Genomic DNA, 15,335 nt, shown 5'->3' with positions numbered 1-15,335 from the left:
CATCAAAAAGAAACAGTAGAGCGGCGATACTCAAAAATTTCGTCAAAACCCTCAACAGATTGCCGCTCAGCTGTCTCGTTACGACGCCCATATCCCTTGCCAAATTTGGAAGAATAAATACTGTGCAATGTCTCGGCATCTTTTGCCTGTGATTTACTGCCAACTTCCCAATTTGACACACCAATATAACATCTGTGGCGTGTGCCTATTTTCCTCGACAGATATAACCTTTTGGCATGCAACGTGCCGTCATTCCCCATTCGGTCATGCGTCGGATTACAAATGATATCGATGTGATTAAAATATTTACCGATCTCGGAATGTATCGGCACCACATGATCCCTTCCGTGAAATGCGTTGATTTCTCCGCAGGACAGAACAGAACAAGAAAGATTTTTCTCACCAATAGGCAATTTGAAAGTTCGGTTTTCCAAACTATTTATAAACGCAGCTTCACCGACCCTGTAATTTTCGCGGGTTGAAAAACACTGCTGCGCCAGCTGCCGGTAGGTGCCATCCGGGAAAATGACATACACTTGATCGTTTCTTTTATATTTCGCGGAAAATTTCTTTTGGTATTCCTTGCCTTTTCTCGAACTACCAACCGTTGTAACGATATGAGTGGATCGACCGCCAGTGTCTTTTATAATATTAGAAAACTCTTCCAAGTGTTTCTTTGAACTGAAATAATCACTTGCACAGACGATAAGATCCGGAGCATCTGATGATTCCAGAATCTGCAGAAGAACCTCAATTCTTGCTTTCTTACTGGCACGATTCACCCCGTAACACCGCATCATAGAAACGGTGGCAATATTCAACATCGACCAGAACTCCAATAATCAATTAAACATAGAACATTGGGAACAATAACAATCTATAGAGTTAGTTACGATAAAAAACCCAGTGATCGCCGTTTTTATCCGCTGTTTTGTTCCAGTAAAATTGCGGGGCATCACACATGAAATCCTCGATCCGGACTGCCGTGGTGCACAGACCAGCATTTCCAACAACCTCACGCACATAATCGGGTTCCACCTGCTGCCAGCTCATGGGCGGCGGGGCGGTATCATCGGCCACGCACAGGGCGAACTGTTTATCCTGGGCAAAGGGTATGTGCTTTAATTCCGAACTTAACGTTCCGCCATCCTGGGTGACAAACAGGACATCAAAAAACGGTCCGTCGGGATTATCGTGGTCCACCCATCCCGCGATACGGTCGGTCTGCCCGTCACAGGTAAAGTCCCCCACCAAAATTTGGTGGCGGTTTTGCGCGGCATGCTGCCCGGCCTGAAGGCGCATTTCGCGGTAAAGGTCAGTATCCGTCACTGGCCCCGTTGCCGGTTTTGTTTCCGGTTCTTTTACCTGTTGGCTTGCAAACGATGTTGCATCCTTTGTCGCCTGTGCCTGTGCCGGGGCAGATGTGGTCATGCTTCCGGCACAGGCACATAAAAGAAATAAGGGTGCAAATTTGGACATTGCGCTCTCCGTCAGGGATCTTCATTCGGATGCTGGATTGGGCTTTGGCAGGACTATTACAGGGTAAAGTTAAAAAAGGCTGGCAAAAGCATGGCAAGCGTCGCTTTTGATCAAATCGGCATTTTGAAGATCCGTTATAGCAGACACGTATCCACGACGGAGGTTGCATGACACCGGCAGAAAAGGCCGTTTGGCTGATTGAAACGCATATCGAGGCCGATGCCGAAACCAGCCCGGATTTAACCGAACTGGCCGAAAAATGCAGCATCTCGGCGCGGCATCTGATGCGGGCCTTTGCGATTGCCACGGGCATGTCGGTGATGCGTTATGCACGGGCACGCAAATTATCGCACGCAGCGCAAAAACTGGTGCATCCGGATTTTGCCAGGCGAAACATTCTGACCATTGCCCTTGAAGCCGGTTATACCTCGCACGAGGCTTTCAGCCGGGCCTTTCGGGACTATTTCGCGATAACCCCCGAAGAACTGCGCCGTCGTGGACATCTTGACCCCCTTGTTTTGCAGGAGTGTTTACGCATGTCGGACCATATGATTGTGAAAATTGAAGAACCGCGCTTTGAAAAACGCGACCATTTGCGCATCGCAGGGCTAAAACGCAGCTATAGTGTGGAAAGCAGCACTGCCATCCCCGCACAATGGCAGCAATTCATTCCCTGGATTGGCAACATAGATGGGCAAATCGGGTATGAAACCTATGGCGTTTGCAGCAACATCACAAACGACACCTCCGCATCGGATCAGAACGACAACGCCATGTGTTTTGACTATATTTGTGGTGTTGCCATCTCCGGCCAGACGGACATCAGTGCCCCTGAATTAACCATCATTGAGATTGCCCCGCAAACCTACGCGGTTTTCACCCATCGCGGGCATATTTCAGGCATTCGCGCCACGACTTACACCATCTGGAACGATTATTTACCCAAATCGAACCTAAAACCCCTGTCTGCCCCCGAATTTGAATGTTATGGCCGGGAATTTGACCCCGAAACCGGTAATGGTACGGTTGAAATCTGGATACCTGTTGAAAAGGCGGCCTAAACCAATTCCGTCCGCCAAAATCCGTCGCCCGGTTTAAGGATCAAATCCATTGCAGTTCTGCCGGGCGGCGGATGTGTTCCCTTTGACTGCGCGTGCGCCATTTGGCCGGCTATTGTCGGGCGGCTGGCCTTTAACTGCGCAAACAGGGCCGGGTCCAGGGCATCGTCGATCACGGCATGAACAAAGGGCGCCTGATACAGTTTCGCCCACCCGGCATTTTCCAAAATGGTGCCTTTCATTTTTCCCCCGAAAAATTGTTTTTACCGCCAGCAAGCCGATAAATTTGCCGTGAAACCGGTAAATTAGGCGGTTCCCCTTTGCGCATTGGCCTTTGGCTACCTATAACGGTGGTAAGACACTTTGTGTGAAAAGGAATATCAATGCCCAAAACTGACATGACGCTTGATCGCATCAATGACCTTCTGAACCGCGCCAAAAAGGCGGGCGCAGACGACGCGGATGCCGTTTACGTCGAAGGCACCTCGCTTTCGGTGTCGCAACGATTGGGCAAGCTTGAAAAACTGGAACGATCCGAAGGGGCCGATCTGGGCCTGCGGGTGCTGATTGGCAAAAAGCAGGCGGTTGTTTCATCATCCGATACCAGTGATGCCGCGCTTGATGAACTTGTGGAACGCTGTGTTGCGATGGCAAAAAATGCGCCAGAAGACCCGTTTTGTGGCATTGCCGACCCATCCGAGCTGGCCGAAACCTTTGATATTGACGGGTTAGAACTGTGCGAACCAGGCGAAGTGGACCAGGACAAACTGATCGCCTGGGCCAGTGCCTGCGAGGAAGCCGCCCGTTCGGTTGAGGGCATCACCAATTCCGAAGGGTCGGATGCTGGTTGGGGCCGTCACCAAATCACCCTGGCGGCCACCAACGGCTTTGCCAACAGCTATGCTGGTAGTGGCAGCCATATTTCGGTTTCGGTCCTGGCCGGGACAGGCACGGCAATGGAACGCGATTATGATTATGACAGCGCGGTTTTTTCAACCGACCTGCGCGACCCGGCCGACATTGGCCGCATGGCTGCCGAAAAAACACTTCGCCGCCTGAATCCGCGCAAGGTGAAAAGCACACAAGTGCCGATTATCATGGATCCGCGGGTATCGGCCTCCATCGTCGGGCATTTGGCCGGTGCAATTAATGGCTCCGGCATTGCGCGCGGCACCAGTTTCCTGATCGACATGATGGAAAAGGAAATTTTCGCCCCCAACATCACCATTGTCGATGACCCGCACCGCAAACGCGGCCTGCGCTCCAAACCATTTGATGCCGAGGGTGTGGCCAACGCCAAGCGCAACCTGGTTGAAAATGGGATCCTCAAGGGATGGATCCTTGATTTGCGCTCTGCCCGCCAGCTTGGTTTGAAATCAACCGGCAATGCCTCGCGCGGGGCAGGCAGCCTGCCGGGGCCATCCACCACCAACCTTTATATGGAACCGGGCCTTATTTCGCCGCAGGACATGATCGCTGATGTCAAGCAGGGCCTGTATATTACGGAAATGATCGGCAGCAGCGTGAATGGCATTACGGGTGATTATTCGCGCGGCGCATCGGGTTACTGGATTGAAAATGGCGAACTGGCCTATCCGGTTTCCGAAATCACGGTGGCTGGCAACCTCAAGGAAATGTTCAAGGCCGTCAGCCCGGCCAATGACCTGACCTTCAAATATGGCACCAACGCCCCGACCCTGCGCATTGATGGCATGACGGTGGCTGGCCAGTAACCAATTATTGGCAGCAAAACATTTCGTCAGCCAAAAGTTAAAACGCCCCGCAATCCAAACAGGATGCGGGGCACTTTAAAATGACTTTGCTGTTTAAGCTGCCTGGATAACCGACACAAATTTGCGGGTCGCCTGTTGCAAACTGGCAAAGTTGCGCGACAGGCTTTCGGTGGCGACCTGCACCGCTTCTGAGGCAGCGCCCACTTCGCCCACGGCCTCGTTTACATTACCAATACTTTCGCTAACCACGCGGGTCCCCTCGGCTGCCTGGGAAATATTATAGGCAATTTCCTTGGTTGCGACGTTTTGTTCTTCGATGGCGGCAGCAATTGACGACGAAATACCTTCCATCTTCCCAACCGATTTTCTAACCGCCGAAACCATCTCCACGGCGTCGCCGGTTTTTTTCTGCACATTGGCAATTTGCTCGGTAATTTCCTTGGTTGCCTTTGCTGTTTCGCTGGCAAGGCTTTTGACCTCGGAGGCAACCACTGCAAACCCCTTGCCCATTTCGCCGGCGCGGGCCGCTTCGATTGTCGCATTCAGCGCCAAAAGGTTGGTTTGTTCGGCAATATCGGTAATCAATTCCAGAACGGATGCAATACCTTCGGCTGCGGCCGACAACTCTTCCATGGTAAGCTGACTGTTGCTGGCCTGATCTACGGCATCATGCATCACCGCAGTAGACAAGGCCACCTGACGGTTAATTTCGTTAATCGATACGTTCAGCTGTTCGGTGGCTGCTGCAACCGAGCTAACATTGGCGCTGGCCTCTTCGGTGGCACTTGCCACAGTGGTTGATTGGCTGCCAGCCTGGTTAACCAACCCAAGCATGCTTGCCGAGGTTGATTGCAATTCGGTTGATGCCGCTGCCACGATATGCAGGATTTCCCCCACATTTTGATCAAAGTTTTCCGCGGTACGACGCATCATTTCACGGCGTTCTTCGGCATTGCGGCGCTCCTGTTCTTCGGCTTTCTGCTCCAGAGCACGGGCACGCAAGGTGTTTTCGCGAAACACTTCGACCGAGCGCGCCATACTACCTATTTCGTCTTTCTGCCGTGTTGCGGGAATAACCACATCAAAATCATTTGCGGCCAGGCGATGCATGATATCGGCGATTTTCATCACCGGACGTGACAGCCGCACTCCCAGGATCAGGGCGATCGCAATGCCAAGAACAACCCCCACCAAACCGGCAATAATGATTTCGGTCATGGTCGTGGCAATGGTATCGGTCGTTTCGGCGAGAATGGCATGTTCGATCTGTTGAAAATCATGCAAAAGAGCTTCGGCATAAGCAACGATTTCCTGGGCAGCCTGTGCCATTTCGCCATCAACAAGGGCGATAATCTGCTGTTCGTCGCGCAAGATCAGGTCAAAGGCCTGCCGGTATTCGTAAAACACCTGGCGTGACTGCTCCAAGATCACACGCTGTTCTGTCGAAAGGTCTGCTTTCTCAAGCAGTGCCAGGGTTTCATTCAGGGACGAAAACTCATTTATCACCCGCTCGCCAAAACTGTCATCCTTTCGGCCAATCAGGATATTGGCGTAAAGACGGGATAAAAGCGCATGTTCGCGCGCACCAGTTGCATTCATCAGGCTGCCAATATCCCCCTGCTTTTCCGCCATTTCAACAATACGGTCGAGATTGGAAACCATTTTTTCGCCACTGGGTTCAAGCTGTTCGAGAATAGCAGTGCGATATTCATTGCTGAGCTTTTCAGCTTTGGTGAAATCGGTCAGGTAAAGGCTGAGATGCTCTTCCATGACTTTGAGGCTACGAATATATTTCGCATCCACAACCAGTTGCTGAGCCTTTTCCAGCAAGGGTTTTAGCTCTGCGGCAATGGCATGCACCGCGTCAGAATCTTTTTCGGCACCGCTATAGGCAAACTCTCTGGCGCGAAGACGTAGATTCACAAAACGGGTCTCGATCTGGGAAATCAGCGAAGCTTCCTCTACGCTCAGGGCAAATTTATCGACATTTTTCGAAACATGCAAAAAACTGTAGCCAGAAAACGCCAACGCAGAGAGTAAAACTGCCAGGACAACGGCAAACCCCAACAAGATTTTGGTCCGGATCTTCAAATCAGACATGACATATTTTCCAAATCAGGCCCTGATACCGGCAACAATTTTTTACCATTGCCAGTTGACCACAGTTTTTCGTGCAGCCAGCCTAGCTCGTCCTCTCAGGTCAAAATATCCACATTTGGGGAGGAAAATGCGCGCCACGCGATATGACGGATTTTGAGACAAAACATCAACGCCCACCGCTTTATCGCGTCTTCATTCGGTTCTGCCTGTTTGAACTGGAACAATCAGCACGTGGCCTGCGTTGGCATATTCAGGGAGCATCTGACTATAAATTTCTGACCGGTGGATAGCGCATAAACTGCGCCACGCGGACAGTTGCGTCAGAGGCAATGTTTCGATCCGCGACTGCTTTGGCAGTCGGGCCGCAGCCCGACAATGCCTAAACGTGACGGGACTTTTTTATTCTGTCACTGTCGCAACGATGCACTCCCGAAACGGCGAAACACGCTGGTTCCGAACGCGGAACCTGTCGAGAAAACCGATTATCTGGAGCAAATTTTATGTCAACGTCAGAAAACGGCGTGGCTGAAAAAACAAAGTCGCAGCTTTCACCGCCAGTGTTTTTTGGCTCTGCGATTTTAATTTTTCTGGTGGTTCTTTTTACCATCGTCATGCCAGAAACCGCCAACACAACTTTTAATACCGTACAAGCCTGGCTAACCAGTAATTTTGGCTGGTTTTACATGCTAAGTGTTGCTGTTTTCCTGATTTTTTCGTTGGGGCTGGCCTTTAGCTCCTATGGGGAAATCAAGCTGGGACCGGATGATTCCGAACCCGATTACAGCTACACATCCTGGTTTGCCATGCTGTTTAGTGCCGGTATGGGTATCGGCCTGATGTTTTACGGCGTTGCAGAACCGATCCTGCATTTTGACAACCCGCCGATAGGCGCGGGTGGCACAATGGATGCTGCACGCGAGGCCATGTCGACGACATTCTTTCACTGGGGCATCCATGCCTGGGCGATTTATGCCGTTATTGGCATGTCGCTGGCCTATTTCAGTTTCCGTCATAACCTGCCGCTCACCATCAGGTCCGCGCTTTATCCGCTGATTGGCGAACGCATTCGCGGCCCGATTGGTCACACCGTGGATATTTTTGCCGTTCTTGGCACCATGTTTGGTGTGGCAACCTCGCTGGGGCTGGGCGTGTTACAGGTTAATTCCGGGCTGAATTACCTTTTTGATATTCCGCAATCCGAAATCACCCAGCTTGTTCTGATCGCTGTCATTACCGGTTGTGCCACCCTGTCGGTTGTTGCCGGTCTGGATAGCGGCATTAAACGTCTTTCGGAACTGAACCTGTTTCTGGCACTTGCCCTGCTGCTGTTTGTGCTGCTGGTCGGGCCGACGGTTTATCTACTGCAAACACTGGTTCAAAATGTCGGCCTTTATCTTAGCGAAGTGGTCAACAAGACCTTTAACCTGTTTGCCTATGAACCCAATGACTGGATTGGTGGCTGGACCCTGTTTTACTGGGCCTGGTGGATTGCGTGGTCGCCATTTGTTGGCATGTTCATCGCGCGCGTCTCGCGCGGTCGTACCATTCGCGAGTTTGTGATTGGCGTTCTGTTTGTGCCGGTCGGCTTCACCTTTATCTGGCTCACTTTCTTTGGCAATGCTGCCATGTGGCTGGATATGGGCCCTGCTGCAGGTGCCATATCGGATGCCGTCGGGGCCGATATTTCAACCGCCCTGTTCAAATTCCTGGAAAACTTCCCGTTCGCCAGTGTTTCATCGCTGATCGCGACACTTCTGGTGATTACCTTCTTTGTCACATCGTCGGATTCAGGGTCGCTGGTGATCGATATTATCACATCAGGTGGCCAGGAAGACCCGCCGGTATGGCAACGGGTATTCTGGGCGATTACCGAAGGCGTTGTGGCCGCAGTCTTGCTGGTCATGGGCGGGCTGAAAGCCCTGCAAACCGCATCGCTAACAGCCGCCCTGCCGTTTTCGGCCGTCATGCTGTTTGTCTGTTATGGCCTGCTAAAAGGCTTGCGCCTGGAAAAGCGGAAAAAATACAGCATGGGGATGGCAACATCGACAGCGGTTCACGGTGCACATGTCCCCTGGAAATCCCGCCTGCAAACCATTGTCAGCTATCCACGCCTGGATAAATGCAAAATGTTTCTAACCCAAACCGCTATCCCGGCGCTTGAAGGTGTGGCAAACGAATTGCGCGAAACGGAACTTCAGGTAGATGTCACCCATAGCGATACCGAAGTACGGCTGGAAATCTCGCATGGGGATGTTCAGGACTTTGTCTATGGCGTTCGCCTGCGGGGCTACACCATGCCTGAATTCGCCTTTCCCGAGTTCAAATCACCGGAAAAATCCTCCAAATATTATCGCGCCGAGGTGTTTTTACTTGATGGCGGGCAGGATTACGACATTTACGGCTATAACAAGGAACAGGTTATTGCCGATGTGCTGAACCACTACGAAAAGCATCGTCACTTCCTGCTTTCCACCTCTTAACATCCCACAAAATAACACCCCGGCCACACACTGGCCGGGGTGTTTTTGTTTGGGGCAGTTACAGCTATTTTGCGTTTTGGCAATCCAGAACGCAAAAATAAGGCAGTCTCCCGTTATTTCCCCGGTTGCAAAAAGATCCGGATACATCTCTGGGTCGTTTTTTTTGCTTTCCCACAGCATCAATTTATGGCTGAATGTATAGTATAAACATATACCTTAAATAGGGATGGCATCGATAATCCATAATCTGGAGAACCGGCTAAAACCGGTTACGTTTTTCTTTAACCGGGAGACGACACATGCAACTTGGAAAATTCGGCATCGCCACCAAAATATTTGCCATTATCACGGTTTTGGCGATTGCGATAATCGCCGTATCCGCTAACGGTTATCATGGTTTGAATTCCATGAACCAGTCTTCCCAAACACAGGAGACTGCCGCAAACGAGGCCATGGATGGCTTGCGCCTGACCAGGTTGATCACTTCGTTAAACCGTGCCGAATTTCGTATTGCAGCAGACCCTTCACCAGACACCATTGCGGACCTTAACAATACCATTTCCCGCGAAACCGCCGAGTTTGAGGCCATAATTGAGGAAACATCAAAAACGGCAGGTCCAAGGCGACTTGAACTGTTAAATGATGTAAAACAACGTTACGAAATTTATGAACACAGCATTGACAAGCTTCTGTCCATCGCCAATGCCCGGGATGCCAGTACCGACAGCCAAACTCTTGCCCGCAGCCTTCTTGCACAGGCCCGCGACAACCGCGAAGAGGCACGAGACCTCAATAACAGTATTCGCACCTATGTCAGCTATGCCCAGGACAGATTGTCAAATGCCGTCGTGGCCGCCAATAACACCTTTGCCAACAGCATGTCGGTGATGATCATTGTCGCCATTGTTGGCCTGGCACTTGGCATCGGATTGGGGATTATCATTGCGCAATACGGCATTGTGAAGCCAATTCGCAAAATTGTTGGTGCCTTGAATGCCCTGGCAAATAACAAACTGGATGTCGATGTTTATGGCACCGACCGGCGCGATGAAATTGGTGAAATTTCCAGTGCAATGGAAGTTTTCAAAACCAATATGATCCGCAACCGCGAAATGGAAGAAGCCGCCGAGCGTGCGGAACAAAAGGCGATTGAAGACAAGAAACGCGCCATGAACGAGCTTGCCAACCAGTTTGACCAGACTGTTGGTGCCATCGTGACGATTGTCGCCTCGACCGCGACCGAACTGGAAACAGCCGCCCAAACCCTGACCAGTTCGCTCAATGAAACAAATACACAATCCAGCACCGTTTCGGCTGCGGCAACACAGGCCAGCAGCAATGTTGAAACCGTTGCCACCGCCTGCGAAGAACTGGCCGCATCCGTGCGCCAGATTGGTGAACAGGTTGTACATTCATCCGATGTCACGCAAATTGCGGTGGAAAAAGGGGCCGAAACCCAACGCACGGCCGAAGGGCTTGTTGAATCGGTGCAAAAAATTGGCGAGGTCGTGAACCTTATCCAGGACATTGCCGCCCAAACCAACCTGCTGGCCCTGAACGCCACCATCGAGGCGGCCCGCGCGGGCGAAGCCGGCAAAGGCTTTGCCGTTGTTGCGTCGGAAGTCAAAAACCTTGCAACCCAGACGGCAAAAGCCACCGAAAGCATCACCAATCACATTGCCGAAGTGCAGGAAGTCACCCACACCACTGTGGATGCCATTCGCGATATTTCCGAAGTAATTTCGCGCACCCGCGAAACGGCCTCGTCCATTTCGTCTGCCGTGGAGGAGCAAAACACCGCCACCCAGGAAATCGCCCAGAATGTCGCCCAGGCCTCCGCCGGGACACAGGAAGTCTCCAGTGCAATTACCCAGGTTAGCGAAGCCGCCAATGAAGGCGGCGCCGCCGCAGAACAGGTTCTGTCAAGCGCACGGGAACTTTCAACATCGGCGGAAAACCTGCGACGCGAAGTAGACACGTTTATCGCCAAAGTCCGTGCCGGATAAAGTTTCGTGAAAAATCCCAAAGGCGCAAATTCCCGGAATGGGACAAAGCACCGTATCTTCTAACACGACAAAGGCGACAGGGTTAATCATCTCCCGGTCGCCTTTGAAACGTTACCAACGCACCATTCGTCATGTTTCGCGATTGGAAAGGCGCAAAGGTTCGGATGGTTCGCCCCCCAGTTCGCCCCCCGCCCGACTGTTTGTTGCCTCGAAATAGGCGCGCGGAACCAGCAGCCGAACCGGATAGGGCGACAAACTGATTTCACAGGGCAAGGCTCCGGCATTTTCACCATCAATTTGCACCGGCGCGGGCCCGCAATGACTGGTGATCGTTAACCGTTCGGTCCGCACGACACTGACATCGGACTGGCGAAACAGGCGGTTCATCGTCAAGGCCAGGCCATAGCGTGCCGTTGCCAGGCTGCCGCTGGCGGGCATCATCACGACATCAAGTTTATTATCCGTCAGCGACGCATCGGGTGAAATGATAAATTTGCCGCCATAATGGCTGGCATGGGTAGCCACAACCCCGGCAACACGGTATTGCTCCCGGCCGATATGCACCTCGAAATCGCGATGGCGGGGAAAGGCGATGTTGCGCAGGCCCTCAAGCACATAGGCCCCTTTGCCTATCAGGCGTTTCAACCTTAGCGATACATTGGCAACCGTATCGGCATCAGCCCCAATGCCCACCATCAGAAAAAATGCCCGACCGTTCAGCAATCCCGGCCGCACCCAGACATAAACCGGATCATTGATGTAGCTGGCAACAGCACGGGTATTCACCCCCAATCCGACCTCGACAGCCAGAACATTGGCCGTTCCAAGCGGAATAATGCCAAGAGGCGGCACCTCGTGCCCGTCGATCTGGGCATCCAGCAAACCATTCAGGGCTTCGTTCAGCGACCCGTCGCCCCCGGCCACATACAGCCTGCGCCCGGCCCGCACCCGCCGCGCCAATTCACGGGCATGACCGGGATGGGTGGTCTGTAATAATTCTGCCTTTACCCCCGCACGTTGCAGGATAGCCGACAGGAAACGCTGCTTGTTGCCCCCGGCACGCGGATTAAAAATAATGGTAATGCCGTCATTGACCATGAAACAAATATTACCTGTAATAAAACTGAAAAATACTTTCGATCAACATCCCATAGAAAAGTAATTATGTAACAAAATCCTTTCAACACTGATAAATTTCTGTGAACGGGTTATATATTCGCGCCTTTTGTTTTATTCAGATATTGGTCGAGCCCAATAATTAAGGTGCCTGACCATCCTTTGCATGGGGACCTGGAGGGCGACGATGACAGCAATGAACACGAAACCCCACTACCGCACGGTATGGATTTCAGATGTGCATCTGGGCACACGCGGCTGCCAGGCGGAACTGCTGGTAGATTTCCTCAACGAAGTCACGGCGGACACCTATTATCTGGTGGGCGACATCATAGACGGCTGGCGCCTGAAGAAAAGCTGGTATTGGCCCGAAAGCCACCATGCCGTGATCACAAATATCATGGAAAAAGCCAGAAACGGCGCCAAGGTGATTTTTGTGCCCGGCAACCATGACGAATTTGCCCGCGAATTTGTGGATATGACATTCGGCCATGTCGATGTGCGGATGAACGACATTCACACCACCGCCGATGGCAAACGCCTTTTGGTCATTCACGGCGACGAATTTGACGGGGTTGTCAAATATGCCCGCTGGCTGGCCTATCTCGGCGATACCGCCTACAACTTTGCCATCATGCTCAACCGGTATTTCAACGCCGCCCGGCGCAAGTTGGGATACGGGTACTGGTCGCTGTCGGCCTATCTGAAAAACCGGGTTAAAAACGCGGTTCAGTTCATTTGCGATTTTGAAAATGCCGTGGCCCATGCCGCCACCAAACGCAAGGTGGACGGGGTTGTGTGCGGCCATATCCACCATGCCGAAAAACGCATGATCGGCAATGTGCTGTATTGCAATGACGGTGACTGGGTTGAAAGCTGTACGGCCCTTGTCGAACACAAGGATGGCGAGCTGGAACTGCTGCACTGGGCCGATATGCGCAATATGGCGATGACCTATATTGGTGGCAATTCCGCCAGCAGCCCGGCAAGTGCGGGCCTGGGTCGTTTGATGTCGCTGTTTCGCAGCGCCACCACCCCGGACAATGCGCCGTCGGCCGCCAATGCCCGCGTCATGACAAACAGCCCCCAAAACAATAATGCGATTGGTAAAACAGCATGAGAATACTGATTGTCAGCGATGCCTGGCGCCCGCAGATCAATGGTGTTGTCAGAACGCTGGAAACGGTTCGTGCTGAACTGATTGCACAGGGTCATGATGTTCGCATCATTTCGCCCGACCAGTTTAAAACCATTCCCTGCCCCACCTATCCGGAAATCCGGCTGGCGATTTTTGCCAAGCGCAAATTATCGCGCATGATTGACGCGATGCAGCCTGTTGCCATTCACATCGCCACCGAAGGGCCGCTGGGCCAGGCCGCACGCGCCTATTGCCTGAAGCGCAAACTGCCTTTTTCCACCGCCTATCACACCCGCTTTCCCGAATATCTTCATGCGCGCACCAAATTGCCGCTATCAATTTCCTATCGCGGGATGCGCCGTTTTCACGGCAAATCACAATCGGTCATGGTCGCGACCGAATCATTGCGCGACGAGTTGAAAAACTGGGGCTTTGAAAATCTGCATATCTGGTCACGCGGGGTGGATCTGTCGCTGTTTCATCCGCGTGAAGATGCCAGCTTTGGCGATTTTCCCAAACCCCACTGGCTGTTTGTCGGCCGGGTCGCGGTGGAAAAAAATATCGGCCATTTTCTGGATCTTGACCTGCCCGGCACCAAATTTGTCGTCGGCGATGGCCCGCAGTTAAATGATTTAAAACAGAAATATCCCAAGGCACAATTTCTCGGCAAAAAGACCGGCGAAGACTTGGCGGTTGCCTTTGCCTCGGCCGATGTTTTTGTATTTCCCAGCAAGACCGATACCTTTGGCCTGGTCATTCTCGAGGCCCTGGCCTCGGGCACACCGGTTGCCGTTTTCCCGGTGCAGGGCCCGGCCGATATTGTGCGCGACACCAAGGCGGGTGCCATTAACAATGACTTGCGCCAAGCCGCCCTTGATGCCCTGAAACTGGACCGCAAGGACGCCCGCGCGCTGGCCGAGCACTATAGCTGGCATAATTCAGCCCAGCAGTTTTTGTATAATCTTGCCCCGTTTTCAGGCGGATATAACGGCGAAAGCGCAACACGCATCTCCGTCAGGGAAGGCGTTGCGGCCACTGCCGAGATATCTGAACAGCAAGATATGTCATCAGGTGGCCCCAAAACCGGTGATCAAAATATCGGCACCCCGCACCCTCAACCGGCACAATAAGGCAAACCCACTGTCGCAAAAAATCGATCAGATAACCTTGCCTGTGAAAATCCACACCAAAATCAGGCAGCCCGCTGCTTGCGCATTAACTGGCGCGGGTCGATATCGCGGCACAGGATCTGATATGTCTGCACGGCGTTCAAGGCATCCGTTCCCAGCCAGCGGCGGAACAACATCAGCACCAGGTAAACCGGGAAAATCCGGCGCAACACCGTTGATAAAGGCCGCAGGGCATCAGCCTGTTCCCCTGCATGGTCAAGGTAGGCTTCCCAGCCCACATGCAAAAGGTCGGGCCGTTTTTTAATTTCGCGCTGAATGGAAAACAAAAACAGCAAAACATCACGCGCCTGCGCATCGGCGGCCGGCATACATCCTTCGGGATCTTCCTCGAAATCAATAAAACCGATACTGCCGTCGTGGCGCAGGGTCATATTGCGCAAAAGCGGCGCGCCATGCGCACAACCGCGCAAATGCAAATCAGCCAGGCCACGGGCTGCCTTTTCAATCAGGTCGCGGGCTTTGCCATCTTCGCCATCGGCAAGGGCGGTTTTAACATGATCCTTAAGGATACTGCCATTGTCGCCCAGAACGATCCAGGACTCCCCGGTCATGACCAGTTCGGGAACCTGCACACCATGTTCACGCATCCGCAAAAGATGGCTGGCTTCTTCATCCAGCCCGGATTTACCCCCGGGTGAAACGGTGGGGCGCAACATGGGAATAACCAGCAAACCCGCGGCAAAACGCTGCACACGGTGCCAGACTTTATGCTTGGACACGACAGCCTGTTTGACCCATAAATCCTGGCCTTGCCAGTGCAATGGGAATACACGCCCCTTAGCGCCCGTTGACAGGGTGCATTCAATTTCGGACTTAAGTTGTTTGCTCATTTTAATTTTTTAATCAACCATATTCAATGGAACTCGCGTTTAACGCGAGCGTTCCCATATTCTATTGTGACATTTTGATGAATATCTTTCAATATACGGATGCTTGCCGTAACGCCATCAGCATGATAGCAAACTGCACGTAAAATCAGGCATAATCAGGCCTTGATAAAAGGCAAAATCGAGGCACCCCGACAGCCTTTGTCGG

Annotated in this window: 12 protein-coding genes; 6 read left to right on the top strand and 6 right to left on the bottom strand. The window is 52.3% G+C overall.

Annotation, left to right across the window (positions count from 1 at the left end):
* Nucleotides 1-2: 2 nt before the first annotated feature.
* Entirely contained in the window at nt 3-824 is an 822-nt protein-coding gene (locus LF95_RS02075; protein WP_073953458.1) for a hypothetical protein, read from the bottom strand.
* 61 nt (nt 825-885) lie between these two features.
* Nucleotides 886-1,431 carry a hypothetical protein gene (locus LF95_RS02070; protein WP_143181915.1) on the bottom strand — a complete coding sequence of 182 codons (546 nt, stop codon included), beginning with the start codon at nt 1,429-1,431 and terminating at the stop codon, nt 886-888.
* A 215-nt stretch (nt 1,432-1,646) separates the two neighbouring features.
* Between LF95_RS02070 and LF95_RS02065 the strand changes: the two genes are divergently transcribed.
* Nucleotides 1,647-2,540 (top strand): AraC family transcriptional regulator, encoded by an 894-nt coding sequence (locus LF95_RS02065; protein WP_073953456.1) that lies wholly within the window; start codon nt 1,647-1,649, stop codon nt 2,538-2,540.
* Here the strand turns inward: LF95_RS02065 and LF95_RS02060 are convergent.
* A complete protein-coding gene (locus LF95_RS02060; RefSeq protein ID WP_073953455.1) occupies nt 2,537-2,779 on the bottom strand; it encodes a hypothetical protein in 243 nt (80 codons plus the stop codon). The two genes, LF95_RS02065 and LF95_RS02060, sit on opposite strands and share 4 nt — an antisense overlap.
* 141 nt (nt 2,780-2,920) lie before the next feature.
* On the opposite strand from LF95_RS02060, the gene LF95_RS02055 reads away from it, so the two are divergent.
* Nucleotides 2,921-4,270 (top strand): TldD/PmbA family protein, encoded by a 1,350-nt coding sequence (locus tag LF95_RS02055; RefSeq protein WP_073953454.1) that lies wholly within the window; start codon nt 2,921-2,923, stop codon nt 4,268-4,270.
* A 93-nt stretch (nt 4,271-4,363) separates the two neighbouring features.
* Here LF95_RS02055 and LF95_RS02050 read toward each other — a convergent pair whose 3' ends face one another.
* Nucleotides 4,364-6,370, bottom strand: coding sequence for a HAMP domain-containing methyl-accepting chemotaxis protein (locus LF95_RS02050; protein WP_073953453.1), 2,007 nt, complete (start codon nt 6,368-6,370; stop codon nt 4,364-4,366).
* A gap of 500 nt (nt 6,371-6,870) precedes the next feature.
* On the opposite strand from LF95_RS02050, the gene LF95_RS02045 reads away from it, so the two are divergent.
* Both LF95_RS02045 and LF95_RS02040 read left to right on the top strand, forming a co-directional pair.
* Complete coding sequence (locus LF95_RS02045) at nt 6,871-8,850, top strand: BCCT family transporter (protein ID WP_073953452.1); 1,980 nt, start codon at nt 6,871-6,873, stop codon at nt 8,848-8,850.
* A gap of 299 nt (nt 8,851-9,149) precedes the next feature.
* A complete protein-coding gene (locus LF95_RS02040; RefSeq protein ID WP_073953451.1) occupies nt 9,150-10,856 on the top strand; it encodes a methyl-accepting chemotaxis protein in 1,707 nt (568 codons plus the stop codon).
* A 129-nt stretch (nt 10,857-10,985) separates the two neighbouring features.
* Here LF95_RS02040 and LF95_RS02035 read toward each other — a convergent pair whose 3' ends face one another.
* Complete coding sequence (locus tag LF95_RS02035; RefSeq protein WP_073953450.1) at nt 10,986-11,954, bottom strand: diacylglycerol/lipid kinase family protein; 969 nt, start codon at nt 11,952-11,954, stop codon at nt 10,986-10,988.
* Between the two features lie 205 nt (nt 11,955-12,159).
* Between LF95_RS02035 and LF95_RS02030 the strand changes: the two genes are divergently transcribed.
* Together LF95_RS02030 and LF95_RS02025 are read left to right on the top strand one after the other, a co-directional pair.
* Entirely contained in the window at nt 12,160-13,092 is a 933-nt protein-coding gene (locus LF95_RS02030) for a UDP-2,3-diacylglucosamine diphosphatase (RefSeq protein ID WP_073953449.1), read from the top strand.
* Nucleotides 13,089-14,240 carry a glycosyltransferase family 4 protein gene (locus LF95_RS02025; RefSeq protein WP_083607459.1) on the top strand — a complete coding sequence of 384 codons (1,152 nt, stop codon included), beginning with the start codon at nt 13,089-13,091 and terminating at the stop codon, nt 14,238-14,240. The genes LF95_RS02030 and LF95_RS02025 overlap by 4 nt, the downstream gene beginning before the upstream one ends.
* A gap of 62 nt (nt 14,241-14,302) precedes the next feature.
* Here LF95_RS02025 and LF95_RS02020 read toward each other — a convergent pair whose 3' ends face one another.
* A complete protein-coding gene (locus LF95_RS02020; RefSeq protein ID WP_073953448.1) occupies nt 14,303-15,130 on the bottom strand; it encodes a BUD32 family EKC/KEOPS complex subunit in 828 nt (275 codons plus the stop codon).
* Nucleotides 15,131-15,335: the final 205 nt, after the last annotated feature.

Origin of the sequence: Thalassospira sp. TSL5-1 (assembly GCF_001907695.1) — a bacterium.
In the GTDB taxonomy this organism is placed as follows: domain Bacteria; phylum Pseudomonadota; class Alphaproteobacteria; order Rhodospirillales; family Thalassospiraceae; genus Thalassospira.
This window is presented reverse-complemented; position numbering and strand designations above follow the sequence as displayed.

Bases quoted from the DNA above. Each gene is read 5' to 3' on its own strand.
- LF95_RS02075 (WP_073953458.1), bottom strand. From the start codon at position 824: ATGTTGAATATTGCCACCGTTTCTATGATGCGGTGTTACGGGGTGAAT.
- LF95_RS02070 (WP_143181915.1), bottom strand. From the start codon at position 1,431: ATGACCACATCTGCCCCGGCACAGGCACAGGCGACAAAGGATGCAACA.
- LF95_RS02065 (WP_073953456.1), top strand. From the start codon at position 1,647: ATGACACCGGCAGAAAAGGCCGTTTGGCTGATTGAAACGCATATCGAG.
- LF95_RS02060 (WP_073953455.1), bottom strand. From the start codon at position 2,779: ATGAAAGGCACCATTTTGGAAAATGCCGGGTGGGCGAAACTGTATCAG.
- LF95_RS02055 (WP_073953454.1), top strand. From the start codon at position 2,921: ATGCCCAAAACTGACATGACGCTTGATCGCATCAATGACCTTCTGAAC.
- LF95_RS02050 (WP_073953453.1), bottom strand. From the start codon at position 6,370: ATGTCTGATTTGAAGATCCGGACCAAAATCTTGTTGGGGTTTGCCGTT.
- LF95_RS02045 (WP_073953452.1), top strand. From the start codon at position 6,871: ATGTCAACGTCAGAAAACGGCGTGGCTGAAAAAACAAAGTCGCAGCTT.
- LF95_RS02040 (WP_073953451.1), top strand. From the start codon at position 9,150: ATGCAACTTGGAAAATTCGGCATCGCCACCAAAATATTTGCCATTATC.
- LF95_RS02035 (WP_073953450.1), bottom strand. From the start codon at position 11,954: ATGGTCAATGACGGCATTACCATTATTTTTAATCCGCGTGCCGGGGGC.
- LF95_RS02030 (WP_073953449.1), top strand. From the start codon at position 12,160: ATGACAGCAATGAACACGAAACCCCACTACCGCACGGTATGGATTTCA.
- LF95_RS02025 (WP_083607459.1), top strand. From the start codon at position 13,089: ATGAGAATACTGATTGTCAGCGATGCCTGGCGCCCGCAGATCAATGGT.
- LF95_RS02020 (WP_073953448.1), bottom strand. From the start codon at position 15,130: ATGAGCAAACAACTTAAGTCCGAAATTGAATGCACCCTGTCAACGGGC.